Origin of the sequence: Azospirillum thermophilum, assembly GCF_003130795.1 — a bacterium.
Lineage (GTDB): Bacteria > Pseudomonadota > Alphaproteobacteria > Azospirillales > Azospirillaceae > Azospirillum > Azospirillum thermophilum.
In genome coordinates this window covers 544,389-570,049 of the sequence record NZ_CP029352.1, presented here as the reverse complement: position 1 = coordinate 570,049, position 25,661 = coordinate 544,389, and the positions used below count along the sequence as shown (strand labels likewise).

At 70.4% G+C, this 25,661-nt stretch carries 22 protein-coding genes; 16 read left to right on the top strand and 6 right to left on the bottom strand.

The window, feature by feature from the left end; translation table 11 throughout:
* Nucleotides 1-324: 324 nt before the first annotated feature.
* Together DEW08_RS02550 and DEW08_RS02545 are read left to right on the top strand one after the other, a co-directional pair.
* Nucleotides 325-801 carry a class I SAM-dependent methyltransferase gene (locus DEW08_RS02550; RefSeq protein WP_245986087.1) on the top strand — a complete coding sequence of 159 codons (477 nt, stop codon included), beginning with the start codon at nt 325-327 and terminating at the stop codon, nt 799-801.
* A gap of 2 nt (nt 802-803) precedes the next feature.
* On the top strand, nt 804-2,162 hold the full coding sequence (locus tag DEW08_RS02545; protein WP_245986086.1) for a TylF/MycF/NovP-related O-methyltransferase: 1,359 nt from the start codon (nt 804-806) through the stop codon (nt 2,160-2,162).
* Nucleotides 2,163-2,190: 28 nt separating this feature from the next.
* Here the strand turns inward: DEW08_RS02545 and DEW08_RS02540 are convergent, their stop codons facing one another.
* Complete coding sequence (locus DEW08_RS02540) at nt 2,191-3,492, bottom strand: D-amino acid dehydrogenase (RefSeq protein WP_109324219.1); 1,302 nt, start codon at nt 3,490-3,492, stop codon at nt 2,191-2,193.
* Nucleotides 3,493-3,744: 252 nt separating this feature from the next.
* Here DEW08_RS02540 and DEW08_RS02535 point away from each other — a divergent pair, with 252 nt between their 5' ends.
* Nucleotides 3,745-5,280: a sigma-54-dependent transcriptional regulator gene (locus DEW08_RS02535; RefSeq protein ID WP_109324218.1), complete on the top strand. Its 1,536-nt coding sequence runs from the start codon at nt 3,745-3,747 to the stop codon at nt 5,278-5,280.
* A 20-nt stretch (nt 5,281-5,300) separates the two neighbouring features.
* Here the strand turns inward: DEW08_RS02535 and DEW08_RS02530 are convergent, their stop codons facing one another.
* From DEW08_RS02530 to DEW08_RS02510, 5 genes are all read right to left on the bottom strand, one after another.
* Nucleotides 5,301-6,095 carry an ABC transporter ATP-binding protein gene (locus tag DEW08_RS02530; RefSeq protein ID WP_109324217.1) on the bottom strand — a complete coding sequence of 265 codons (795 nt, stop codon included), beginning with the start codon at nt 6,093-6,095 and terminating at the stop codon, nt 5,301-5,303.
* Nucleotides 6,096-6,108: 13 nt separating this feature from the next.
* Nucleotides 6,109-7,035, bottom strand: coding sequence for a nitrate ABC transporter permease (ntrB, locus tag DEW08_RS02525; RefSeq protein ID WP_245986084.1), 927 nt, complete (start codon nt 7,033-7,035; stop codon nt 6,109-6,111).
* Between the two features lie 27 nt (nt 7,036-7,062).
* A complete protein-coding gene (locus tag DEW08_RS02520; RefSeq protein WP_109324216.1) occupies nt 7,063-8,412 on the bottom strand; it encodes a CmpA/NrtA family ABC transporter substrate-binding protein in 1,350 nt (449 codons plus the stop codon).
* A 117-nt stretch (nt 8,413-8,529) separates the two neighbouring features.
* Nucleotides 8,530-9,876, bottom strand: a complete 1,347-nt coding sequence (locus DEW08_RS02515) for a CmpA/NrtA family ABC transporter substrate-binding protein (RefSeq protein ID WP_168220242.1) — start codon at nt 9,874-9,876, stop codon at nt 8,530-8,532.
* A gap of 372 nt (nt 9,877-10,248) precedes the next feature.
* Nucleotides 10,249-10,827 carry an ANTAR domain-containing response regulator gene (locus DEW08_RS02510; RefSeq protein WP_168220241.1) on the bottom strand — a complete coding sequence of 193 codons (579 nt, stop codon included), beginning with the start codon at nt 10,825-10,827 and terminating at the stop codon, nt 10,249-10,251.
* 275 nt (nt 10,828-11,102) lie between these two features.
* Here DEW08_RS02510 and DEW08_RS02505 point away from each other — a divergent pair, with 275 nt between their 5' ends.
* From DEW08_RS02505 to paaK, 13 genes are all read left to right on the top strand, one after another.
* Nucleotides 11,103-11,528: an OsmC family protein gene (locus tag DEW08_RS02505; protein ID WP_109324210.1), complete on the top strand. Its 426-nt coding sequence runs from the start codon at nt 11,103-11,105 to the stop codon at nt 11,526-11,528.
* 568 nt (nt 11,529-12,096) lie between these two features.
* Entirely contained in the window at nt 12,097-13,293 is a 1,197-nt protein-coding gene (locus DEW08_RS02500; RefSeq protein ID WP_109324209.1) for an ABC transporter substrate-binding protein, read from the top strand.
* 17 nt (nt 13,294-13,310) lie between these two features.
* Complete coding sequence (locus DEW08_RS02495; protein ID WP_109324208.1) at nt 13,311-15,584, top strand: hybrid sensor histidine kinase/response regulator; 2,274 nt, start codon at nt 13,311-13,313, stop codon at nt 15,582-15,584.
* Between the two features lie 396 nt (nt 15,585-15,980).
* Entirely contained in the window at nt 15,981-16,976 is a 996-nt protein-coding gene (gene paaA, locus DEW08_RS02490; protein ID WP_425429089.1) for a 1,2-phenylacetyl-CoA epoxidase subunit PaaA, read from the top strand.
* A 58-nt stretch (nt 16,977-17,034) separates the two neighbouring features.
* Nucleotides 17,035-17,337 carry a 1,2-phenylacetyl-CoA epoxidase subunit PaaB gene (paaB, locus tag DEW08_RS02485; RefSeq protein WP_109324206.1) on the top strand — a complete coding sequence of 101 codons (303 nt, stop codon included), beginning with the start codon at nt 17,035-17,037 and terminating at the stop codon, nt 17,335-17,337.
* Nucleotides 17,338-17,339: 2 nt separating this feature from the next.
* Nucleotides 17,340-18,110 (top strand): 1,2-phenylacetyl-CoA epoxidase subunit PaaC, encoded by a 771-nt coding sequence (gene paaC, locus DEW08_RS02480; RefSeq protein WP_109324205.1) that lies wholly within the window; start codon nt 17,340-17,342, stop codon nt 18,108-18,110.
* An 11-nt stretch (nt 18,111-18,121) separates the two neighbouring features.
* Complete coding sequence (paaD, locus tag DEW08_RS02475; protein WP_109325243.1) at nt 18,122-18,643, top strand: 1,2-phenylacetyl-CoA epoxidase subunit PaaD; 522 nt, start codon at nt 18,122-18,124, stop codon at nt 18,641-18,643.
* A 16-nt stretch (nt 18,644-18,659) separates the two neighbouring features.
* Complete coding sequence (gene paaE, locus DEW08_RS02470) at nt 18,660-19,739, top strand: 1,2-phenylacetyl-CoA epoxidase subunit PaaE (RefSeq protein WP_109324204.1); 1,080 nt, start codon at nt 18,660-18,662, stop codon at nt 19,737-19,739.
* 67 nt (nt 19,740-19,806) lie between these two features.
* Entirely contained in the window at nt 19,807-21,486 is a 1,680-nt protein-coding gene (gene paaN / locus DEW08_RS02465; RefSeq protein WP_109324203.1) for a phenylacetic acid degradation protein PaaN, read from the top strand.
* Complete coding sequence (gene paaG / locus DEW08_RS02460) at nt 21,486-22,274, top strand: 2-(1,2-epoxy-1,2-dihydrophenyl)acetyl-CoA isomerase PaaG (protein ID WP_109324202.1); 789 nt, start codon at nt 21,486-21,488, stop codon at nt 22,272-22,274. Before paaN ends, paaG begins: the two co-directional genes overlap by 1 nt.
* On the top strand, nt 22,274-23,791 hold the full coding sequence (gene paaH / locus DEW08_RS02455) for a 3-hydroxyacyl-CoA dehydrogenase PaaH (RefSeq protein ID WP_109324201.1): 1,518 nt from the start codon (nt 22,274-22,276) through the stop codon (nt 23,789-23,791). The genes paaG and paaH overlap by 1 nt, the downstream gene beginning before the upstream one ends.
* Nucleotides 23,784-24,224, top strand: coding sequence for a hydroxyphenylacetyl-CoA thioesterase PaaI (gene paaI / locus DEW08_RS02450; RefSeq protein ID WP_109324200.1), 441 nt, complete (start codon nt 23,784-23,786; stop codon nt 24,222-24,224). The genes paaH and paaI overlap by 8 nt, the downstream gene beginning before the upstream one ends.
* Before the next feature lie 166 nt (nt 24,225-24,390).
* Complete coding sequence (gene paaK, locus DEW08_RS02445; protein ID WP_245986132.1) at nt 24,391-25,653, top strand: phenylacetate--CoA ligase PaaK; 1,263 nt, start codon at nt 24,391-24,393, stop codon at nt 25,651-25,653.
* Nucleotides 25,654-25,661 lie beyond the last annotated feature (8 nt).

Genomic DNA, 25,661 nt, shown 5'->3' with positions numbered 1-25,661 from the left:
TACGAATGCAATCTTCCGCATACCATACCGATAAATTGTTACGTCAACAGTTAATATCTCAAACGATAGTTCCGACACGCGAATTTGCCTTCCGGCGCGATGGCGGGCTCCAACGGGCTGGCGCGACGCAACGCATCCCAGTAGAACAGGGTTGAGCCGGATGAGAGCGCCGATCCCGATCGGGCGCTCGACGGGGGCAGCCGGATCGTCGGAGGTATTCAGTCGATGACACTCGCTGAGCGCAGGCTTTTCGTCGAACGCTGGATTCGCTCTCCGTTGAAAGTGGCCTCGGTAACGCCAAGCGGCCCGGAACTGTGCCGCGCCATGGCCAGGGCGGCGGGCTGCGCCCCGCAGCGCCGGGTGGTGGAACTCGGCCCCGGAACCGGCCCGGTGACGGCGGCCCTGCTGGACCAGGGGGTCGCCCCGGAAAACCTGCTGCTGATCGAGCTGGACAACGCCTTCGTCGACCATCTGTCGACGCTTCATCCCGAAACCACGGTGGTCAACGGCGATGCGACGCGGATCGCCCGCATCCTGCGCGACCAGGGATGGGACGGCTGCGACGCCGTCGTCTCCGGCCTGCCGCTGATCGCCATGCCGCTTCCGGTGCAGGCGCGGGTGGTGCGCGGCGTCTTCTCCGTGCTCAAGCCCGACGGGGTCTTCGTCCAGTTCACCTACGGCCCCTTCGCGCCGATCAATCCGGAGCTGATCCGCCGCCTGCGGCTGCGGCCGCGCCGCCATAGCTGGATCGCCCGCAACCTGCCGCCCGCGTCCGTCTGGACCTTCCGGCGCCTGCCCTGACGGTGGCCGACTCGGAGGAGAGGACCGCCGGCGGCGATTCCGCCCTGGCGCGCGCGCTGGTCGAGTCGCGGCGGTTCAAGGCGGCCCTGCGGCTGCTCGCCGGGGTGCCGCACCTCGACGTCGGCGGCCATGTCACGGCCGCCGCCGCCCATCTCGGCCGGCGCGATCCCGGCCGGGCCCTGCGCCACCTGCGGCTCGCGCTGGCGCAGCAGCCGGCCGGGCCGGAGGCGCTGGTCCAGGCCGGCCTCGCGCACCAGGCGGCCAACCATCCCTTCACCGCGTCGCGCTGGCTGGAGCGGGCGGCTGCGGTCGATCCCGACTATCCCGGACTGCGCGCGGCGCTGGCCGGCGCCTGGCGCCGCGACGCCCGCTATGGCGAGGCGGCGGCCCTGGCGGGAGAGGCGCTGACGGGAGGGGCGCTGGCGGGAGGGGAGCGGGGGCCGGCCTCCCTCCCGGACCTTCTGTACGAACTGGCGATGAGCCATGCCGGGCTCGGCAACCGCGCGCAGGCCCTCGCCGCGTTCCGCGCCCTGCTGGCCCATGATCCGGAGCATGCCGCCGCCTGGTTCGGCACCCATGCCCTGGCGCTGGAGGAGGAGGGGCCGGACGAGGCCTTGCGGCGGCTGGACCGGGCGACCCGCTGCGGCGGGGCGGCCGGCAAATACTGGGGATTCGTCTGCGCCTACCTGCTGCTGCTCGGCCGCGAAGAGGAGGCCCGCGCGGTCGACGGCGCCCATGTCGGCCCCAACCCGAAGCGGCGCCCCCTGCCGGACGGGGCGGCGGCGCTGCGGCCGCAGCTCGCCCCCGGCTTCCGGCTGTTCGGCAGCAGCGCCAGCCTGCTGCGCCACGCGCTGGCGCAGGCGACGGTCCCCGGTCTGGTGCTGGAGTTCGGCGTGCGGCGCGGCACCTCGCTGGACCACATCGCGGGGGCGGCCGGCCAGACGGTGCACGGCTTCGATTCGTTCGAAGGACTGCCGGAGGGCTGGGTGAACACCGCCCGCGGGGCGCTGACCACCGGGAAGCAGCTTCCGCCGGTACGGCCGAACGCCCGGCTGCATGTCGGCTGGTTCGAGGACACGCTGCCCGGCTTCATGGCCGCCCACCCGGAGCCGGTGCGCTTCGTCAACATCGACAGCGACCTCTACTCCTCGGCGCGCACCGTGCTGACGGCGCTCGCCGGCCGCCTCGTCCCCGGCTCCATCCTGGTCTTCGACGAGTTCATCGGAAACCGGAGCTGGCGCGAGGACGAGTTCCGCGCCTTCCACGAGTTCGCCGCGGAGACCGGGGCGCGCTTCGAGTATTTCGCCGTCAGCCCGTACACCAAACAGGTCGCCGTCCGCCTGCTCGCCCCCGGATGGTGACGTCGGGCGGCGGACGGCGACCGTCCGGTCAGGCCGGGCGGACCGCTGCCGGACGCGCCGGCTCGGCGACGGCGGCGCGGCCGTAGCGCTCGACCGTCAGGCCGTCCATCTCGATCTCGGTGCGCCGGCCGCTCACCGCGTCGGCCAGCAGGCGACCCGAGCCGGCGGCCATCGTCCAGCCCAGCGTGCCGTGGCCGGTGTTGAGGTAGAGGTTGCGCACCGGCGTCTTGCCGAGGATCGGCGTGCCGTCCGGCGTGTTCGGGCGCAGGCCGGTCCAGAACTCCGCCTGCGACAGGTCGCCGCCCTGCGGGAACAGGTCGCTCACCACATGGTCGAGCGCACGGCGCCGCTCCGGCCGCAGGGTGAGGTCGAAGCCGCCGAGCTCCGCCGTGCCGCCGACGCGGATGCGGTCGCCGAGGCGGGTGATCGCCACCTTGTGGGTCTCGTCCATCACCGTCGATTCCGGGGCGCCGGCGGCGTCGGTGATCGGCAGGGTCAGCGAATAGCCCTTCACCGGATAGACCGGCAGCGACAGCCCCAGCGGCTTCACCAGCTTCGGCGAGTAGCTGCCCATGGCGACGATGTAGGCGTCGGCCGTCAGCGTGCCCTGGTCGGTGACGACGCCGGTGACGGCGCGGCCGTCGCTCTCCAGCCGGTGGATGGTGACGCCGTAGCGGAACTCGACGCCGCGCTTGGCGGCGAATTCGGCCAGCCGGTTGGTGAACAGGAAGCAGTCGCCCGTCTCGTCGCCGGGAAGCTGCAGGCCGCCGACGAACTTCTCCTTCACCAGCGCCAGCGCCGGTTCGGCCTCGACGCAGCCGGCGCGGTCGAGCAGCCGGTAGGGCACGCCGTAGCGGTCGAGCACCGCCATGTCGTAGCCGGCGGCGTCCATCTGCTTCTGCGTGCGGAAGAGCTGCAGCGTGCCCTGGGTGCGCTCGTCATAGCGGATGCCGGTCTCGGCGCGCAGCGCCCGCAGGCAGTCGCGGCTGTATTCGGCGACCCGCACCATGCGGCTCTTGTTGATCTGGTAGGAGTCCTCGTTGGCGTTCGCCAGCAGCTTGATGCACCAGGTCCACATGGCCGGATCCAGCTTGGGCCGCATGACCAGCGGGGAGTGCTTCATCGCCATCCACTTGATGGCCTTGAACAGCAGCCCCGGCGACGCCCAGGGGGCGGAATAGCCGGGCGACACCTCGCCGGCATTGGCGTAGCTGGTCTCCAGCGCCGGGCCGGTCTGCCGGTCGACCACCGTCACCTCGTGGCCCGCCCGCGCCAGGTAATAGGCGGTGGTGACACCGATGACGCCGCTGCCGAGGACGATGACACGCATGAGACCAAGCTCCCGTGGATGACGATACGACCCCTCCTCCTCAGCAAACGCGATGCCAACCGCCGGGAGTGCCGGTTTGCCTGGATCTCGCGGCGCCACCGTCCCCGCCCGCCGTAACGCATCGTTTACAGCGGCGCGGCGACGCTCCCGCTGCAATGCACAAAACCCATGAAAAATAAGCGGTTGAGCGACTGTATACGATCCAGTACAGTGTAACGGTTCCGTTACGCCCCCGCCACGCCGGAGCCCTCCTTGCGCATCGCCGTCAGCTTCGCCGACCGGGTCGGCATCGCGCACGAGATCCTGGCGGTGCTCGCCGGCCGCCGGCTGAACGTCGTGGCGGTGGAGGTCGATCCGCCGCACATCCACATCGACGCGCCGGAGCTCGACGCCGCCGGCTTCGCCTCGCTGGAGGAGGCGCTGCGCACGGTGGCCGGCGTGCGGTCGGTGGCGCCGATCGACATCCTGCCGGGCACCCGGCGCCGGCTGCACCTCGACGCGCTGCTGAGCGCCCTGCCCGACCCGGTGCTGGCGGTGGACGGTGCGGCGCGCATCGTGGTGGCGAACGCCGCCGCGGCGACCGTCGCCGGCCGCAGCGAGGCCGACCTGGCCGGCGGGGATCTGGGGAGCCTGCTGGGCGACCCCGGCCTGCCCGCCGCGCTGACCGCCAGCGGCTTCCGCATCCCCTCGCGCGAGGTGACGCTGAACGGCCAGCCCTTCCTGATGGACCTGACGCCGATCGGCGAGGGGGCCGGGGCGGTGGTGACGCTCTTCACGCCCAGCCGCCTCGGCGAGCGGCTCGACGCGCTGCAGAACTTCGACGACGGCGGCTTCGACAAGATCCTCGGCGACTCCCCGCCGGTCCGCGCCCTGAAGGCGCGCGCCGCCCGCGTCGCCGCGGTGGAGGCGCCGCTGCTGATCCTCGGCGAGACCGGCACCGGCAAGGAACTGATCGCCCACGCCTGCCACCGCGCCAGCCCGCGCCGCGGCAAGCCCTTCCTGGCGCTGAACTGCGCCGCGGTGCCGGAAAGCCTGGCGGAGAGCGAGCTGTTCGGCTACGCCCCCGGCGCCTTCAGCGGCGCCCAGCGCGGCGGCAAGCCCGGCCTGCTGGAACTCGCCCACGGCGGCACCGTCTTCCTGGACGAGATCGGCGAGATGTCGCCCTACCTCCAGGCCAAGCTGCTGCGCTTCCTCAACGACGGCAGCTTCCGCCGCGTCGGCGGCGAGCGGGAGCAGCAGGTGGACGTCCGCGTCATCAGCGCCACCCACCGCCCGCTGGAGGCGATGGTCGCCGACCACAGCTTCCGCGAGGACCTGTTCTACCGCCTCAACGTGCTGACCCTGCAGGTGCCGCCGCTGCGTGAGCGGGGCGACGACATCCTGCTGCTCGCCCGCCATTTCATCGCCCGCGCCTGCGCCCAGGCCCGCCGGCCGCCCTGCCGCCTGACCCGGCAGGCGGCCGAGGTGCTGCTGTCGAACCCCTGGCCGGGCAACGTGCGGCAGTTGGAGAACGTCATCTTCCGCGCCGTCACCATGACCGACCATCCCCTGCTCGACGCCGCCGACCTGGAGCTGGCCGGCGCCCGCATGACGGAGACGGACCTGCCGCCCGACGGCACGGCCGGCCCGGCGGCCAGCTGGGAGGAGGCGGTGGAGGGCTTCGAGCGGACGCTGCTGCGCCGCCTCTACCCGCGCTACCCGTCGAGCCGCAAGCTGGCCGCCCGGCTCGCCACCTCCCACACCATGATCGCCAACAAGCTGCGCAAGTACGGCATCCCCGAGCGGTGACGGTCCCGGAACGGCACGGGCTAGGCAGCCGCCGGGTGCCGGTGCCGCTCGTAGAGGAAGCGCAGCACCTCGCTGCGGCAGTGGACATAGGTCTTGTCCTCGGCCAGCGCCAGCCGGTGGCGCGGGCGCGGCAGCGGGACCGCCAGCACCTCGCCCACCGTGGCGGCGGGGCCGTTGGTCATCATCACGATGCGGTCGGACAGCAGCACCGCCTCGTCCACGTCATGGGTGATCATGATGACGGTGTTGCCGAGCGTGGCGTGGATCTCCATCAGGCTGTCCTGGAGATGCGCGCGGGTCAGCGCGTCGAGCGCGCCGAACGGTTCGTCCATCAGCAGCACCTTCGGCTCCATGGCGAGCGCGCGGGCGATGCCGACCCGCTGCTTCATGCCGCCGGAGATCTCCTCCGGGTATTTCCTCACCGCATGGTCCATGTGGACGAGCGACAGGTTGTGCATCGTCCAGTCGTGCCGCTCGGCCTTGCTCTTGCTCCGGCCGAACACCTTGTCGATGCCGAGCCGCACATTCTCGTAGACGGTCAGCCAGGGCAGCAGCGAGTGGTTCTGGAACACCACCGCGCGGTCCGGGCCGGGGCTGTCCACCTCGCGGTTCTCCAGCAGCACGCCGCCGCTGGTGCAGCGCAGCAGCCCGGCGATGATGTTCAGCACGGTCGACTTGCCGCAGCCGGAATGGCCGATGATGGAGACGAACTCCCCCTTGGCGATCTTCAGGTCCACGTCCTTCAGCACGACGGAGGTCAGGCCGCCCCGCTTGAACTCCATGCCCACGGATTCGAGGCTCAGATAGCTGCTCATGACGGGTCCCCTGTTAGCTGCGGGCCTTGCGGCCGGTGACGCGGGCGGCCAGCAGGCCGATCAGCCGGTCGAGCAGGAAGCCGACGATGCCGACATAGACGAGCGCCAGGATGATCTCGCTCATCAGCGAGCTGTTCCAGGCGTCCCAGATGAAGAAGCCGATGCCGACGCCGCCGATCAGCATCTCCGCCGCGACGATGGCGAGCCAGGACAGGCCGATGCCGATGCGCAGGCCGGTGAACATGTAGGGCACCGTCGCCGGCAGCATGATCTTGAAGAAATACTCGGGACCGGTCAGGCGGATGACGCGGGCGACGTTGCGGTAGTCCTCGGGGATCTGGCGGATGCCGACCGCGGTGTTGAGGATGATCGGCCAGACCGAGGTGATGAAGATCACGAAGATCGCCGACGGGTCGGCATGGCGGAAGGCGGCCAGCGAGATCGGCAGCCAGGCCAGCGGCGGCACCGTGCGCAGCACCTGGAAGATCGGATCGAGCCCGCGGTAGGCGAGGCTCGACTGGCCGATCAGCACGCCCAGCAGCACCCCCGCCACCGCCGCCAGCGAGAAGCCGACGGCGACGCGCTTCAGGCTGGCGGTCAGGTGCCAGAACAGCCCCTTGTCGGTGCCGCCATGGTCGAAGAAGGGGTTGGCGATCAGCTCCCAGGTGTCGGACACGACCTTGCTGGGCGGCGGCAGCATGGCGCCGCTGCCCGAGCAGGCGATCTGCCAGAGGCCGACCAGCAGCAGCAGGGCGACCAGCGGCGGCAGGGCGGCCAGGACCGCGTCGCGCAGCCGGACGAGCATCGCCCGCCCGCCCGCCGCGAGGGCGATGCCGATACCCGACGGTCCCAAGCCCGCCATTCTCAAGCCCGCCATTCCCGTGCCGGGCATGCCCGCGGGCTCCGCCGCCCGCTCCTCGCCGTTCGTGACGCTCGTCATGTCGATGGCTCCTTCTGGTAGGGGCGGTCAGGCGCGGCGGATGTCGAGGCTGGCGAGGTAGCTCGCCGGGCTTTCCGGATCGAAGACCTTGCCGTCGAAGAAGGTCTCCTTCCCGCGCGAGGGAGAGGCCGGGATCTCCGCGGCCGGCACGCCCAGCGCCTTCGCCGCCTCGCGCCACAGATCCTCGCGGTTCACCTGATCGACCAGCGCGCGGGCGTCGAGGTCGGCCGGCTGGTAGCCCCAGCGCATGTTCTCGGTCAGGAACCACAGGTCATGGCTCTTGAAGGGATAGCTGGCATGGTCGCGCCAGAACTTCATGACATGCGGGCTGTCCTTCACCACCCGGCCGGTGCCGTAGTCGAAGGTCCCCTCGCTGCGGCCCTGGATCTCCTCGGCCGGCACCTTGAACCACTCGCGCCTGGCGAGGATGCGGGCCATCTCCGCCTTGTTCTCCGGCTTGTCGCACCACATCTGCGCCTCCAGCACCGCCATCAGCAGCGCCTTGGCGGCCTTGGGATTCTTCTCCACCCAGTCGGCGCGCAGGCCGAGCGCCTTTTCCGGATGGTTGCTCCACAGCTCGCCGGTGGTCAGCGCCGTGAAGCCGATGTTCTGGGCGACGAGCTGGGCGTTCCACGGCTCGCCGACGCAGAAGGCCTCCATGGTGTCGACCTTCATGTTCGCCACCATCTGCGGCGGCGGCACGACGATGGTGGAGACGTCGCGGTCCGGGTCGACGCCGTTGGCGGCCAGCCAGTAGCGCAGCCACATGTCGTGGGTGCCGCCGGGGAAGGTCATGGCGCACTTCACCTCCTTGCCGGCCTTGCGGGCGTCGGCGAAGGCGGCCTTCAGCGACCTCGCCTCGGTCGTCACGCCGCCCGCCTTGTAGCGGTTCGACACCGAGATGCACTGCCCGTTGACGTTCAGCCGGGCGAGGATCGCCATGGGGAGCTTCTGGCTGTTCTTGGTCACCTTGCCGCTGCTGATCAGGTAGGGCATCGGCGTCAGGATGTGCGCCCCGTCGATGCCGCCGGCCGCCGAGCCCAGCTCGATGTTGTCGCGGGTCGTCCCCCAGGAGGCCTGCTTCTGCACGTCGGCGTCGGGCAGCCCGTATTTGGCGAACAGCCCCTTCTCCCTGGCGACGATCAGCGGCGCGCTGTCGGTCAGCGCGATGAAGCCGAGCACCACCTTGGTCGTCTCCGGCGTATCTAGGCCGGCGGCCCAGGCGCCGCCGGGCACCACGGCGCGGGCGGCCGACAGCAGGGCGGCGGTGCCCAGCGCCTGCGCCGTTCCGGTCAGCAGCGACCGGCGGGTCAGGCCGGCCGGGGAGAGGGCGGAGCAGGCCTTGCGGCCGGGAACCGTCGTCACGTCGTCACTCATGGGATGCGCCTTCCGTCTTGGGGGAACCGTCGGGGTGAGGTCGGGCGTTCCGGCCGTTCGGCCGGTTCACCAGTCCAGGTGTTTCGGGTGGGGGCTGCGCCGGGTCAGTCCGCCGGGTCAGTCCGCCGGCTTCGCCGCTCCATCGGCCGGCGCGCCGGCCGCCGGCAGAGAGACAGGCGGCGGCGGGCCCGGAACCACCCGCGGCGTCTCCGGCCGGAGGGCCGCCAGCGGGTCGGTCGGATCGAAGATGCCGCGGTCGTGGAACAGGTCCGGCCCCATGGGGATGGGGGCCGTCGCCTCCTCCAGCAGCCAGGGGGCGGCATGCGCCCCTTCCAGCTTGGTGTCGGTCAGCGGCACCGCCTCGCCCAGGTCGCGCTTGGCCTGCCGGTGCAGCTCCGCGTCATAGACGCCGGCCGCCAGGGCGGCGAGGTCCGTGCTGTCGGCGATCTGGCCCCAGCGCACCATCTGCGCCAGCAGCCACAGGGCGTGCGACCGCCAGGGGAAGCTGGCGGCATAGCGGTGGAAGACGTGGAAGTCGGGAAGCGCCACCTCCGCCTCGCCCTGCCCGTAGCGGAACCGCCCGGTCAGCGAGGGTTCCAGCACGTCGGCCGGCAGCCCGACATAGCGCGGGTCGGCCAGCAGCGCCGCCGCCTCGACCCGGTTGGCCGGCTCGTCCAGCCAGCGCTGCGCCTCGATCAGCGCGCGGATCACGGCGCGGTGGGTGTTGGGATTGGCGTCGGCCCAGGCGGCGAGCACGCCCAGCACCTTCTCCGGCCCGTTGTTCCACAGCTCATGGCCGGTGATCAGCACCCGGCCGACGCCCTCATGGACCGCCAGGCTGTTCCATGGCTCGCCGACGCAGAAACCGACGATGTCCCCCGCCTTCAGCGCCGCGACCATGCGCGGCGGCGGCACGGTGATCAGCCGGACGTCGCGGTCGGGATCGAGGCCGGCGGCGGCCAGCCAGTGGCGGATCTGGTAGGCATGGTTGGCGACCGAGAAGACCACGCCGAAGGTCAGCGGCGGCAGCCCGGCCGCCGCGTTGGCCGCCACCACCCGCTTCAGGGCGCGGGCGCTCATCGGCCGCCCGGCCATCGCCTCGGGATCGGCGGCGAGCATCGAGCGGTACAGCTCCTCCGATACGGTGATGGCGTTGCCGTTGAGGCCCAGCGCATGGGCGGTGCGGGTCGGGGCGGTCAGGCTGCCCACCCCGGCGCTCATCGCCAGCGCCAGCCCGGTCAGCATATGCGCGCCGTCGAGCAGCCCGACCATCAGCTTGTCGCGGATGTTCGACCAGGAGGGCTCCTTCGACAGCGTGACCGTCAGCCCCTGCCCGGCGAAGAAGCCCTTCTCCAGCGCCACCACCAGAGGCACGCAGTCGGTCAGCGGCACGAAGCCCAGCGTCAGCGCGGTCTTCTCCAGCGCCTCGCTTCCGGGCGGCAGGGTGGTGAGGCGGCTGGTCATCGGACGGGTCTCCCAGGCAAGAGGCGGCGGGAAAGACGGTGCGGAAAGGAGCGGTGCGGACAAGAAAAAAGGCGGCCAAACGCAGGCAGCTCTGCTGCCCCGCCCGGACGCCTTTATCCGATGCCGGCCCATCCTTGGACCGGCAATGCGCCGGCGGTCGCCATCGTTGGCGCCCATCCGGCGACTATCCCCAAGCACGCCGCGTGCCAGACGGGGGAACCGTGGAATGGCAAGGGCCGGTGTCCGACCGTCGGCCACAGCGGCGTGTGCACTGCACAAGAGCGGGGCAGAACCGCCCGGAATTTAGGCTTCGCTGGGAAGTGCCCGTGATCTGAGCAGAGGCGGGACCGGCACCCGGACCGGTCCTTTCGGTCAGGTGCGCTTCAGCAGGTCGGCCATGTTCAGCACCGCCTCGGCGACGTCCACCAGTCGCTTGTTCTGGTCCATCGCCATCTTGCGGAGCATCTTGTAGGCCTGATCCTCGGTGAAGTCGCGGTGCGCCATCAGCAGCCCCTTCGCCCGCTCGATCACCTTGCGGTCGTTCAGCGCGGCGCGCGACCTGGCCAGTTCCTCGTTGAGCTGCTCGTAGCGGCGGAACTGTCCCAGCACGGTCTCGGTGATGGAACGGACCAGCTTGGCGCTCAGCCCGTCCACCGCATAAAGGCTGACGCCCGCCCGCACCGCGCTGGCCATCAGCGTCCGGTCCTCCTCCCCCACCAGAAGCGCGATGGGGCGCGGGCTTTCCTGGTTGATCGTCATCAGATCCTCCAGATAGTCCCGGTAGGGCGAGGCGAGATCGACGATGATCAGGTCGGGCCGGTGCCGCCCGATAGCCGCGCGCAGATCGGCCTCCACGCCGATCACCGCGGCGATCTCCGCCCCCGCCTCGCGCAGGCTGGCCTCCACGACGGAGGCCCGGTCCGCATCGTCGTCAACAACCAGAACCCGCACCGGCGCCCCCTTTGCCGCTTCGTTCGCTGCATCGCCCCGGCTTCGTCCCAAAGGACCAAGCCGATGGACCAAAGGATGACTAGCAAGATGCGAGCCACAGCGGGAACCCACGGAATCCCGCGACCGGACCCTGGCGCGTGACGACCGGCGGTGGAAATACTGCCCATTAAAGCAGCATGCCCAAGAGCTGGACATTCGGGGTAACCGTTTGCCCCGCCGCCGGGCCGTCCTAGCTTCAACTCCGCACCATCGGATCCGAAACAGGAGGAACCACCATGGCGGTACGGCAGTCGGATGCGGAGTGGCGGGGCGACCTCGCCAAGGGCAGCGGCACGATGCGGCTGGGCAGCGGCGCCTTCGAGGGCTCCTATTCCTTCCCTTCGCGCTTCGAGAACGGCCAGGGCACCAATCCGGAGGAGCTGATCGCGGCGGCGCATGCCGGCTGCTTCTCCATGGCGCTGTCGCACGGCCTGGCCCAGGCCGGCCACACCCCGACCCGCGTCCACACCACGGCCCGCGTCCATCTGGACAAGGCGGAGGGCGGCTTCGCCATCACCCGCATCGAGCTGGATTGCGAGGCCGAGGTGCCGGGCATCGACGAGGCGACCTTCCTCCAGCAGGCCGACGGCGCGAAGGCCAACTGCCCCGTCTCCAAGGCGCTGGCCGGAACCGAGATCACGCTGACGGCCAGGCTGGCCTGACGGGGGCGCGGGCGGGAGCGGCGCTCGTCCGTTTTCCCGCCCGCCTTGCCGCGGGTCCGCCGGCGCGCTAGTCTCGGTCCGTCCCCGCCCGAAGACCGTCTTCCCGTGTCCGCCTGCGCCGCGGCGCCGGCGCCGTTGTGCAGGCCATGCACAACGACCGCCTGCGAACGATCCAGACAAGCCATTGATTTTCCCCGGAAAAACACCGGGAAACGCGTTGGGCGGCGAAAGAACGCTGCACAATGTGAACCGTGACGCACACCCGGTGCCGAGACACCGCTCTCCCGCGGCTCTGTGACGAATATGCGACCACAGCGGGTACGGACCGGACGGAACAGTCTGGCGGCCGCGGAAACTGTTCCGTCCCATTCCACTTGGGGGGCAAAGGGATTCAACGCATTGCGCAGTCGCAGGCTTTATTGCCGAACGTCTATCGTTGGCACCACCAACCGATCCGGACAATATCCGCAAGCTATATGACTAGCCTAACGGCCGATTGACCCACTCCTTCGCGCCCTTCCATAGTGCGGGGGCCGGTACCCTCGCAGCTATCTAAAGAACACGGACGATGGTTTTTGCAGCCGCGCGCGCGCTGTTTCTTCTGCTCCTCCTCTGCATTTCTGCCGAAGCCGGAGCCGAAGACGCGCGCCCCGCCACCAGCACGCCAGTTACGGTTGCGCTGGACGGCGAGTTCGGCCTGACCAACAGCACCTCCGCCGAATCCATCCAGCGCGGCATCCTGACGGCCATCGACGAGATCAACCGGGCGGGCGGCGTGCTGAACGGCCGGCCGCTGCAGCTCATCACCCGCGAGCACCGCTCCATCTCCGCCCGCGGCATCAAGAACATCCGCGAGCTGGCCGCCATGCCCGACCTGGTCGCCGTGTTCGGCGGACGCTTCAGCCCGGTGGTGATCGAGGAGCTGCCGACGCTGCTGGAGACCAAGACCCTGTTTCTCGCTCCCTGGTCGTCGGCGGACGCCATCGTCGACAACGGGATGGAGCCGAACTTCATCTTCCGCCTGTCGCTGCGGGACAGTCTGGCGATGCCCTTCATGCTGCGCCATGCCGAGGCGATCGGGGCGAAGCGGGTCGGGCTGCTGCTGACCAACACCGCCTGGGGCCGCTCCAACCTCGCGGCGGCGGAGAGGCATCTCGGCACGGCGGGCAGGCCGGCACTGGTCGAGACCGTCTGGTACAACTGGCGCGACACGTCGCTGATCGACAAGTACCGGCGCCTGCTGGAGGCCGGGGCCGAGGCCGTCGTGCTGGTCGCCAACGACGACGAGGCGGCGATCCTGGTCCGCGAGATGGCGGCCCTGCCCGGGGCGCAGCGGCTGCCGATCATCAGCCACTGGGGGGTGACCGGCGGCAACTTCGTCGGTCAGGCCGGCCCCGCCCTGCAGGAGGTCGACTTCCGCGTCATCCAGACGGTCAGCCTGTTCCGCTGCGACCCCGCCAAGGTGCGCCGCGTGCTGGCGGTGACCGAGAGGCTCTTCGGCATCGGCCGGATCGAGGAGGTCGTGTCGCCCGTCGGCTTCGCCCATGCCTACGACCTGACCCACATCCTGGCCCGCGCCATCGACCTCGCCGGCACCACCGACCGCGCGGCGGTGCGCGACGCGCTGGAGAAGGTGGAAGACTACGACGGACTGGTGAAGTACTATAAGCACCCCTTCACCCCGACCCAACACGAGGCGCTGGCCCCCGACAACCTGTTGATGGCACGCTTCACGCCCGAAGGCGTGCTCGTCCCCATCGACTGAGCGGGCCTCCGGACCAGATGGCGACCCGCCCCCCCTCCTTCCTGACCCGCCTGCAGCACCGCCTTGCACCGGGGCAGTTGGCACGCCGCTTCGCGCTGATGTCGCTGATGCTGGGGGCGGTGCTGACGATCCTGGTCGGCGCCAGCCTCTACATCGTCTCCAGCCGCCACCTCGTGCAGCAGCATCGCGGCAACGTCGAGGCCAATGCCCGGCTGATCGCCCGGCAGGCGGAAGCCGCCCTCGGCACCCTGACGGAGACCTTCAAGGACCTCTCCAACAACAGCGTGCTGGCGACGGCGCTGGTCGATTCCGCCGGCAAGGAAACCTATCTCGTCCCCTTCCTGCGCAGCTTCGAGAACATCGCCGGCGTCCCCGTCTCGATGGTGTTCACCGACTTCGAAGGGGTGCCGATCGGCGACAACGGCCGCGTGACGATGACGCAGGACGACATGGTCTGGCTGGCGGAGATCATGGCGACCGGCAACCCGGCGACCCGCGTGGTCGGCCGCGGGACGGACGCCTATCTGCTGGGCGCGGAGATGCTGATCTACTCCCGCACCGCCTCGCCGGAGGGGGCCGTCCTCTACAAGGTGCCGCTCGACACGCTGGTCCTCCACCCCGAGGCGATGCTGATCCCCGCCGGCGTACCGCCGCCGCCGGTGCCGGAGGAGCATATCGCCGTCTCGGTCCCCCTGGCCGTGCCGGACCGTCTGGCCGGGCTGGGGCTGACCCTGCGGCTGGTGGCGCCCCAGGCGCCGACCGCCGCCTTCATCGCCTGGGTGCTTCCGGTCTACGGGCTGGTCGGCCTCGCCTCGCTGATCGCGATCTTCTTCGGCAGCCGGGCGGTCGGCAACCACCTGACCCGGTCGCTGCGCGAGCTGGAGCGGCTGGCCGCCACCATCGTCAGCGACGGCTTCACCGGCCAGCGCGCCCGCATCCATGGCGACGACGAGGTGACGCGGCTCGCCCGCACCTTCAACACCATGCTCGACCACATCGCCGCCATCCAGCGCGAGCGCGACCAGCGCGCGGTGGAGGAGATCACGGTCCAGCGCACGCTCGCCGAACGGGCCGAGCAGGCCCGCACCGAGGCCGAGGCCGCCAAGAACGAGGCGGAACGGGCGCGGCACGAGGCGGTCGTCGCCCTGATGCTGGCGGAACGCGCCAACGCGGCGAAGACCCATTTCCTGGCCGCCGCCAGCCACGACCTGCGCCAGCCGGTGCAGTCGCTGGTCCTGCTGACCTCGGCGCTGGCCGGCCGGCTGGCCGATCATCCGGCCGCGGCCCTGGTGGGCAGCATCGAAACGGCGGTCGAGGCGCTGTGCCGCCTGCTCGACGCCATCCTGGACGTCTCCAAGCTCGACGCCGGCACCGTCTCCCCCAACGTGCAGACCGTCCCGCTCGGCACCATCTTCGAACGGCTGGAGAGCGAATACCGCATGCGGGCGGCGGAGAAGGGCATCGGCTTCCACACGGTGGGCACCGGCCTCTCCATCCAGGCCGATCCCGCCCTGCTGGAGCGGATCATCCGCAACCTGCTGGAAAACGCCCTGCGCTACACCGACAAGGGCCGCATCCTGCTGGGCTGCCGGCGCACCCGGAACAGCCTGCGCATCCAGATCTGCGATACCGGCATCGGCATCCCGCCCGAGCATCTGGAGCGCATCTTCCACGAATTCTACCAGGTCTCCAACCCGGCCCGCGACCGCGGCAAGGGGCTGGGGCTGGGCCTCGCCATCGTGGAGAGGCTGGCGCGCCTGCTGGGCTACCGGGTGCAGGTCGCCTCCCAGCCCGGCAAGGGCTCCTGCTTCACCCTGGAGATTCCGGTGGAGGCGGCACCCGTCCAGCCGGCCCCGGCGCCGCAGGCGGCGGCCCCGGCCGTCTCGGCCGGTCCGGGCACCGCGCTGGTCATCGACGACGACCCGCTGGTGCGCGAGGGGCTCGCCCTGCTGATCGAGCAGTCAGGCTGGCGGGTCCTCGCCGCCGACAGCGCACGGACCGCGTTGGAGCAGCTTGCCAAGGGCGGCGAGACGCCGGCATTGCTGATCGCCGACTACCGGCTGGAAGGCGGGGCCACCGGATTGGAGGCGATCCGCGACGTGGAAGCCCTGCTCGACGAGCCGCCGCTCAGCGTCGTGCTGACGGGCGACACCGCTCCGCAACGCATCTCCGACGCCCAGGCCAGCGGCTACCGCATCCTGCACAAGCCGATCACCGCCACCGAGGTCGCCAACCTGCTGCACGAAGCGGCGGCGCGGCGGACGGCCCCCGCCGGGGCGATGTCCGGCTGACCGGCGTGAGCGCCGCCGCTCCACCAGTGCCCGTCGCGGAGTAACCGAGCATGCCGCCCGGATAGCAACCGGCGGCCCGAACGCGGGACGTCCGTCGCGACGGCGAGCGCATCCCTGCCCCTTCGCACTGCACAATGGCCTGCCGCGCCGGACGATCCTGTATCGCAGCCGTCCCCCTGCCTCCCCAACCCCGCCGCCGTCTTCGCGGAGACGGCAGGCCTTGCCGCACATGAACCGCTGCGCTCGGTCAGCAGGCGCGGCTTGGCCGGCCTTTCGCATACATGACACATAATCGCCCTTTACAGGACTAAATCTGTATCATATTTATCATCTCAAGACTGTTCGCTGGGCGCGCAATCCATTGCGAGGAAACGGATGTACACACAGGGTTTGGACATGAAGGCCGAGCAGGGTGCTCAGGCATCGGGCCAGCCGGTCCCGCTCAGTCCCGTCACGGAGGAGGATGCCCGCTTCCAGCAGCGCATCGACAACGAAGACAAGATCGAGCCGCGCGACTGGATGCCCGATGGCTATCGCCGCACCCTGGTCCGCCAGATCTCCCAGCACGCCCACTCGGAAATCGTCGGCATGCTGCCGGAGGGCAACTGGATCACCCGCGCGCCGAGCCTGCGCCGCAAGGTCGCCCTGCTCGCCAAGGTGCAGGACGAGGGCGGGCATGGCCTCTACCTCTACAGCGCTGCGGAGACGCTGGGCGTCTCGCGCGACGAGCTGGTCGAGCAGCTCCTGTCGGGCAAGGCCAAGTATTCGAGCATCTTCAACTACCCGACGCTGACCTGGGCGGACATCGGCGCCATCGGCTGGCTGGTCGACGGCGCGGCGATCATGAACCAGGTGCCGCTGTGCCGCTGCTCCTACGGTCCCTACGCCCGCGCGATGGTGCGCATCTGCCGGGAGGAGAGCTTCCACCAGCGCCAGGGCTACGAGCTGATGATGGCGCTGGCCAAGGGCACGCCGGAACAGAAGCGGATGGCCCAGGACGCGCTGAACCGCTGGTGGTGGCCGTCGCTGATGATGTTCGGCCCGCCGGACGAGCATTCCGCCCACTCCGCCCAGAACATGGCCTGGAAGATCAAGCGATTCTCCAATGACGACCTGCGCCAGCGCTTCATCGACGCGACCGTGCCGCAGGCGGAGTATCTCGGCCTGACGATCCCCGACCCGGAGCTGCGCCTCAACACGGAGACCGGCCATTACGAGATCGGCCCGATCGACTGGACGGAGTTCGAGCAGGTGCTGAAGGGCAACGGCCCCTGCAACCGCGAGCGGATCGAGGCGCGCCGCAAGGCCTGGGACGACGGGGCCTGGGTGCGCGAGGCCGCGGTGGCCCATGCCCGCAAGCGCAAGGCGCGCGACATGAAGAAGGCCGGCTGAACCGGCCCTCCCCAGACAGGAAACGACCCTCGAAGAGGGCAGAACGGGAATAGAGACGATGGACCGCACTGACCGCGACCGCAGCGAGTGGCCGCTGTTCGAGATCTTCATCCGGCCGAAGAACGGCCTCAGCCACAAGCATGTCGGCAGCCTGCACGCCGCCGACGCCCGCATGGCGCTGGAGAACGCCCGCGACGTCTACACCCGGCGCGGCGAGGGGGTCAGCATCTGGGCGGTCCCGGCCGCGTCCATCGTCGCGTCCGACCCGTCGGAGAAGGCCAGCCTGTTCGAGCCGGCGGACGACAAGATCTACCGGCACCCGACCTTCTACCAGATCCCCGACGACGTGAAGAACATCTGACCATGAGCACGCAGGCTTCCTCGCGCGACGCGCTCTTCGCGTACGCGCTGCGGTTGGGGGACACCAGCCTCGTGCTGGGCCACCGGCTGTCCGAATGGTGCGGCCACGCGCCGGAGCTGGAAGAGGACATCGCGCTGACCAACATCGCGCTCGACCTCGTCGGCCATGCCCGGCTGCTGCTGACCTACGCCGGCGACGTGGAGGGCAAGGGCCGCGACGAGGATCGTCTGGCCTACCGCCGCGACGTCTTCGACTATCGCAACCACCTGCTGGCGGAGCAGCCGAACCGCGACTTCGGCCACACCATCCTGCGCCAGTTCCTGCACGACGCCTGGGCGGTGGAACTGTACGAGCGGCTCGCCGGCTCGGCCGACGCCACGCTGGCGGCCATCGCCGCCAAGGCGGTGAAGGAGGTGCGCTACCACGTCCGCCACAGCGGCGAATGGGTGGTGCGCCTCGGCGACGGCACCGACGCCAGCCATGCCAGGATGGCCGACGCCCTGGACCGGCTGTGGCCCTACACCGGCGAAATGTTCGAGCGCACGGCCGGCGAGGCGGAGCTTGCCGCCGCCGGCATCGCGGTCGACGCGGCGGAGCTCAAGGCCGCCTGGACCGCCCGCGTCTCGGCCGTGCTGGAGGAGGCCACCCTGCCCCGCCCGGCCGACGGCTGGATGCAGAGCGGCGGGCTGCGCGGCGAGCACAGCGAGCACCTCGGCTATCTGCTGGCCGAGATGCAGTTCCTGCAGCGCGCCTATCCCGACGCCACCTGGTGAGCGAGGCCGCCATGCCCGACGGAGCCTGCTGGGGACCGGAGGAGACTGCGGACGCCGCCGTCAGGGCCGCCTGGACGGCGCTGGCCCAGGTGATGGATCCGGAAATCCCCGTCCTGTCGATCATCGAGCTCGGCATCGTCCGCGCCGTTCGGCGCGATGACGGCGGCCGGCTGGAGGTGGTGCTGACCCCGACCTATTCCGGCTGTCCCGCCACCGCCATGATCGTGCTGGAGGCGGAGCTGGCGCTGGCCCGTGCCGGACTGACGGATGCCCGCGTGACCACCACCATCGCTCCGCCCTGGACCACCGACTGGATCAGCGAGACGGGCCGGGCGAAGCTCGCCGAGATCGGCATCGTCCCGCCGCCGAAGGCCGGCAAGCGGGCGTTGACCGCTCCGGACGAGACGGTGGCCTGCCCGCGCTGCGGCTCGCCGGACACCTCGGTGGTCAGCCCCTTCGGTTCCACGGCCTGCAAGGCGCTCCATCGCTGCAACGCCTGCCTGGAGCCCTTCGACGTATTCAAATGTCATTGAAGCCGGCAAGGACATCATGACTCCCAGCTTCCATTCCCTGAAAATCCGCGACTGCCGGCGCGAGACCGACGACACGGTCTCGATCGCCTTCGACGTGCCGGCGGATCTCGCCGAGCGCTACCGCTTCATCCAGGGCCAGTATCTGACGCTGAAGGCTGTGATCGGGGGGGAGGAGGTCCGCCGCTCCTACTCGATCTGCTCGGGCATCAACGACGGCGAACTGCGCGTGGCGGTGAAGAAGGTGCCGGGCGGCCTCTTCTCCACCCATGCCAACGACGGCCTGACCCCCGGCGACGTCATCGACGTGATGACGCCGATGGGGCGTTTCCATGTCCCGCTCGCCCCGGACCAGGCGCGGACCTACCTCGCCTTCGCCGCCGGCAGCGGCATTACGCCGATCATGTCGATCCTGAAGACGGCGCTGGCCGAGGAGCCGAAGAGCCGCTTCGTGCTGATCTACGGCAACCGCACCGTCTCCTCCATCATCTTCCGCGAGGAGCTGGAGGATCTGAAGAACCGCTATCTCGGCCGTCTGGTGATCCACCATGTGCTGAGCCGTGAACCGGAGGAGGCCGGGCTGCTGTCCGGCCGCATCGGCGCCGGCCTGGTCAAGGAGCTGTGCGGCACCCTGGTCGATCCGGCCACGGTGGACGCCGCCTTCCTCTGCGGCCCGCAGCCGATGGTCGAGGAGGTGCGCGCCGCCCTGGCCGAGGTCGGAACCCCACCCGACCGCATCCATCTGGAGCTGTTCGGCGCCCCCACCGGCGCCAAGCCCGCCGCCCGCCGGCCGGACCCGGTGGACAGCCCGACCGACGCCGCCGCCGTCACCGTCCTGCTCGACGGCAAGCGCAAGGAGTTCGCGCTGCCCTACGACGGCGACAGCATCCTGGAGGCGGCCCACCGCCACGGCGCCGACCTGCCCTATTCCTGCAAGAGCGGCGTCTGCTGCACCTGCCGCGCCAAGCTGCGCGAGGGCAAGGTGGCGATGGCCGAGAACTACTCCCTGGAACCGTGGGAGGTGGAGGCCGGCTACATCCTGACCTGCCAGTCCCGCCCCCTGACCGAACGCGTCGTCGTCGACTTCGACGCCACCTGACCCGCCCAAGACCGCTCGCCGAACCGACCAAAAGAAAACGAAGCCCGGACAAGAAGGAAGCGCCCAGATGACGACCACCACCCCGCAAGCGCTGTTCGAGAAGCACGAGGCCACCCTGCGCCAGGCGGTCGAGGCCAGCCGCACCCGCAGCTACTGGTCGGCCTTTCCCGAGATGCCGAGCCCCCGCGCCTATGGCGAGACGGCCGCGGCCGACGGCGAAGCCGCCTTCCAGGCCTATCGCGACAAGCCTTTCGCCCTGAACCAGCCGGGCGCCACCGGCAGCGCGGGCGGTGAGCGCTCGCCCTTCGGGTTCGACCTCGGCATCACCTATCCGGTGTCCGACATCGACGCCCTCGTGAAGGCCGCCAAGGCCGCCATGCCGGGCTGGCGCAAGGCCGGCCCCGACGGCCGCGCCGGCGTGTGCCTGGAGATCCTGAAGCGGCTCAACGCCCGCTCCTTCGAGATCGCGACGGCGGTGATGCACACCACAGGGCAGGCCTTCATGATGGCCTTCCAGGCCGGCGGCCCGCACGCCCAGGACCGCGGGCTCGAAGCCGTCGCCTATGGCTGGAAGGCGATGACCGACCAGGCGCCGGCCGCCCGCTGGGAGAAGCCGCAGGGCAAGAACCCGCCGCTGGTGATGGACAAGCGCTTCGAGGTGGTGGGCCGCGGCGTCGGGCTCGTCATCGGCTGCGCCACCTTCCCGACCTGGAACGGCTATCCCGGGCTGTTCGCCAGCCTCGTCACCGGCAACGCCGTCATCGTGAAGCCGGGCCCGACAGCCATCCTGCCGCTCGCCATCACCGTCGCCGTCTGCCGCGAGGTTCTGGAGGAGGCCGGCCTCGACCCCAACCTCGTCTCGCTGGCGATCGGCGACACCATCGCCAAGGATCTGGCGATGCGGCCGGAGGTGGCGGTCATCGACTACACCGGCTCCACCGCCTTCGGCGACTGGCTGGAGCAGAACGCCCGCCATGCCCAGGTCTACACAGAGAAGGCCGGCGTCAACACGGTGACGATCGACAGCACCGACGACCCGAAGGGGATGGTGCGCAACCTCGCCTTCACGCTCAGCCTCTATTCCGGACAGATGTGCACGACCACCCAGGTCATCTTCGTGCCGAAGGACGGCATCCAGGCCGGGGCGGAGCGCATGAGCTTCGATCAGGTGGTCCAGGCGCTGGCCGGCGGCGTCGACAAGTTCCTGTCGGACCCCGAGCGCGCGGTGGAGGTGCTGGGCGCCATCCAGTCCGACGCCACCCTGCAGCGGATCGAGGATGCGGCCAAGCTCGGCACCGTCGTGCTGCCGTCGCGCGCCATCCCCCACCCGAAGTTCCCGGAGGCGCGCATCCGCACGCCGCTGATCCTCACCATGGACGCCGCGGAGGAGGACAAGTATGGGCACGAGCTGTTCGGCCCGATCTCCATCATCGTGAAGACGGAGAGCACCGCCGACAGCCTGGAGCGGGCCGCCCGGCTGGTGCGCACCCGCGGCGCCCTGACCGCCGGCCTCTATTCCACCGACCCGGCGGTGGTCGAGCAGGCGACGGAGGCCTTCGTGGAGGCCGGCGTCGCGCTGTCCGTCAACCTGACGGGCGGCGTCTTCGTCAACCAGTCCGCCGCCTTCAGCGACTTCCATGGCACCGGCGCCAACCCGGCGGCCAACGCGGCGCTGTGCGACCTCGCCTTCGTCGCCAACCGCTTCCACGTCGTGCAGAGCCGCGTGCCGGTCGTGGAGGCCGCGTGATGGAGAGTATCCTCTTCGAGATCACCGACGGCGTCGCCACGCTGACCCTGAACCGGCCCGACCGGCTGAACAGCTTCACCGCCGCCATGCACCAGGAGGTGCGCGAGGCGCTGGCCGAAGTGGGCAGGGAGGGCAGCGGCGTCCGCTGTCTCCTGCTGACCGGGGCAGGCCGCGGCTTCTGCGCCGGGCAGGATCTGTCCGACCGGGCGGTGTCGCCGGATGCGGAGATGCCGGACCTCGGCGCCTCGATCGAGACGAACTACAACCCGCTGGTCCGCACGCTGCGCAGCCTGCCGATGCCGGTGGTCTGCGCCGTGAACGGCGTCGCCGCCGGCGCCGGGGCCAACCTCGCCTTCGCCTGCGACATCGTGCTGGCCGCCCGGTCGGCGAGCTTCATCCAGGCCTTCTGCAAGATCGGGCTGATCCCCGATTCCGGCGGCACCTGGACCCTGCCGCGGCTGGTCGGCCATGCCCGCGCCATGGGCCTCGCCATGCTGGACGACAAGGTCACCGCCGAGCAGGCGGAGGCCTGGGGCATGATCTGGAAGGCGGTGGACGACGACAAGCTGGCGGACGAGGCCAAGGCACTCGCCCGCCACCTCGCCACCCAGCCGACCAAGGGTCTGGCGCTGATCAAGCAGGCGCTGAACGCCTCCTCCACCAACGGCCTGGACGAACAGCTCGACCTGGAGCGCGACCTGCAGCGCGAGGCTGGCCGCACCCGCGACTATCGCGAGGGCGTCAGCGCCTTCGTGGCCAAGCGCGCCCCGCAGTTCGAGGGCCGGTGATGGCGGCGCTTCCCTCCTCCCTTACCGTCGCGGTGGTCGGCAGCGGCGCCATGGGCCAGGGCATCGCCCAGGTGGCGGCCCAGGCCGGCCATCCCGTCCTGCTGCTCGACGCCCGTGAAGGCGCCGCCGAGGCGGCCGTCCGCTCGGTCGCCCAGGCGCTGGACGGGCTGGTCGCCAAGGGAAAGAAGACGCAGGCCGAGCGCGACGCCGTCGTCGTGCGCCTGACTCCCGTCGCCAGCCTGTCCGATCTCGCCCCCGCCGGGCTGGTGGTCGAGGCGATCGTCGAGGATCTGGACGCCAAGCGCCGCCTGTTCACCGAGCTGGAGACGCTGGTCGGCCCGGACGCCATCCTGGCGACCAACACCTCCTCCATCTCCGTCACGGCCATCGCGGCGCCGCTGAAGCGGCCGGAGCGGCTGGCAGGCCTGCATTTCTTCAACCCCGCCCCGCTGATGGCGCTGGTGGAGGTGGTGAGCGGCCTCGCCACCGGACCGGCGGTGCTCGACACGCTGGTGGACACCGCCGCCGCCTGGGGCAAGAGCCCGGTGCGCTGCCGCTCCACCCCCGGCTTCATCGTCAACCGCGTCGCCCGTCCCTTCTATGCCGAGGGTTTGCGGCTGCTGCAGGAGCAGGCGGCCGCTCCCGCGACCATCGACGCGGTGATGCGCGAGGCCGGCGGCTTCCGCATGGGGCCGTTCGAGCTGATGGATCTGATCGGCCATGACGTGAACTTCGCCGTCACCCGTTCGGTCCATGCCGCCTATTTCGGCGACCCGCGCTTCCAGCCGTCGCTGATCCAGCAGGAGCTGGTGGAGGCCGGGCGGCTCGGCCGCAAGACCGGGCGCGGCTTCTACGACCACGCCGCAGACGCGGCCAGGCCCGCCCCGGCCGAGGCTCCGGCCGGGCCGAAGCCGCATCGGGTGGTGGTCGGCGGCGATCTCGGCGCTGCCTCGGCACTGCCGGACCTGCTGCGCGCCGCCGGCATCGCGGTCGAGGAGACCGACGGCGACGGGCTTCTGGTGGTGGACGGGGTGACGCTGGCGCTGACCGATGGCCGGACCGCGACCCAGCGGGCCGCCGGGGACGGACGCCGGCCGCTGGTGCTGTTCGATCTGGCGCTCGATTACGCCAAGGCGTCCCGCGTGGCGCTGGCCCCGGCCGACGGCACCCCGGCCGAGGCTGTGGCGACGGCCGCCGGCCTGTTCCAGACGCTGGGCAAGGCGGTTTCGGTGATCGACGATGCGCCGGGCCTGATCGTCATGCGAACCGTCGCGATGCTCGCCAACGAGGCGGCGGACGCGGTGATGCAGGGCGTCGCCACCGCCGGCGACGTGGACATCGCCATGACCAGGGGCGTCAACTACCCACTCGGCCCGCTGGCCTGGGCGGGGCGGATCGGGATCGGCGCCGTGCTGGGGGTGCTCGACGCGCTCGCCCGCACCTACGGCGAGGACCGCTACCGCGCCTCGGCGCTGCTGCGCCGCAAACATTCGGGAGGAACCGGGTTTCATGGCTGACCAGAACGACGCCCAGCGCCTTGCGGAGGCGGTCGGCAAGGGCATGTACGAGCGGGACCATTGCTCGCAGGCCCACGGGATCGAACTGCTGGAGATCGCGCCCGGCTACGCCCGCATGACCATGACCGTGCGCAAGGACATGGTGAACGGGCACGACATCTGCCACGGCGGCATGACCTTCACGCTGGCCGACACCGCCTTCGCCTATGCCTGCAACGCCGGCAACGAGGTGACGGTTGCCTCCGGCTGCTCCATCATCTTTCCCGCCCCGGCCAGGCTCGGCGACGTGCTGACGGCGGAGGCGCGGCGCACGCACCAGCGCGGACGCTCCGGCGTCTACGACGTGACCGTGACCACCCAGGACGGCACGGTGACCGGACTGTTCCGCGGCCAGTCCACGCGCATCCAGGGCAGCGTGGTGGACGCCGGCTGATCCCGGCCCCACCCGACCGGCCGGAAGGCCCGGGCGCAAGACCCGGCCGAACGAAAAGAACAACGACCATTCTCGACGGGAGAAACGCACCATGCTGACAGCGACCAAGCCCCCGCCATCCGAAACCGCCTCCACCGGCAGCGCCACTGCGTTCGACCGTTACGAAATGGCCAGCCGGGACGAGATCGCGGCGATGCAGACCGGGCGGCTGGCCTGGTCGCTGCGGCACAGCTACGACAACGTCGCGCATTTCCGCGCCAAGTGCGATGCGAAGGGCGTCCATCCCGACGACTTCAAGGAGCTGAAGGACCTGGCCCTGTTCCCCTTCACCGTGAAGGACGACCTGCGCCAGAACTATCCCTTCGGCATGTTCGCCGTGCCGATGGACGACATCGTGCGCGTTCATGCCTCCAGCGGCACGACCGGCCGGCCTACGGTGGTCGGCTACACCAGGGAGGACATCGACGTCTGGGCGGAGGTGGTCGCCCGCTCCATCCGCGCGGCCGGCGGCTCGCGCGGCGACCGGGTGCACATCGCCTATGGCTACGGCCTGTTCACCGGCGGGCTGGGGGCGCATTACGGCGCCGAGCGGCTGGGCGCCACCGTCATTCCGATGTCGGGCGGCCAGACGGAAAAGCAGGTCCAGCTCATCATGGACTTCAAGCCGACCATCATCATGGTCACCCCCTCCTATATGCTGAACATCGCCGAGGAGATGGTGCGCCAGGGGATCGACCCGCGCAGCACCTCGCTGAAGGTCGGCATCTTCGGGGCGGAGCCCTGGACCGGCGCGATGCGGGCGGAGATCGAGCGCACCTTCGACATCGACGCCGTCGACATCTACGGCCTGTCGGAGGTGATGGGGCCGGGCGTGGCGTCGGAATGCGTGGAGACCAAGGATGGTCCGGTCATCTGGGAGGACCACTTCTATCCGGAGATCATCGATCCGGACACCGGCGAGGTGTTGCCTGACGGCGCCTATGGCGAGCTGGTCTTCACTACCCTGACCAAGCGCGGCATGCCGGTGATCCGCTACCGCACCCGCGACCTGACCCGCCTGCTGCCGCCGACCGCCCGCGGCATGCGGCGCATCGACAAGATCACCGGCCGCTCGGACGACATGCTCATCATCCGCGGCGTCAATGTCTTCCCGACCCAGATCGAGGAGCTGATCTGCAAGGACGAGGCGCTGGCGCCGCACTACGAGCTGGTGGTGACCCGCGACGGCCACATGGACAGCCTGACCGTTCGGGTGGAAATGGCGCCGGACACCCACCCCTCGACCTGGGACGGCCACGCGAAGAACCTGCGCCACTCCATCAAGTCGATGATCGGCATCAGCACGGCGGTGGAAGTCGCCGATCCCGGCTCCATCGCGCGCTCGATCGGCAAGGCCAAGCGCGTGCGCGACCTCCGGCCGAAGGCTTGAGGCGCTTC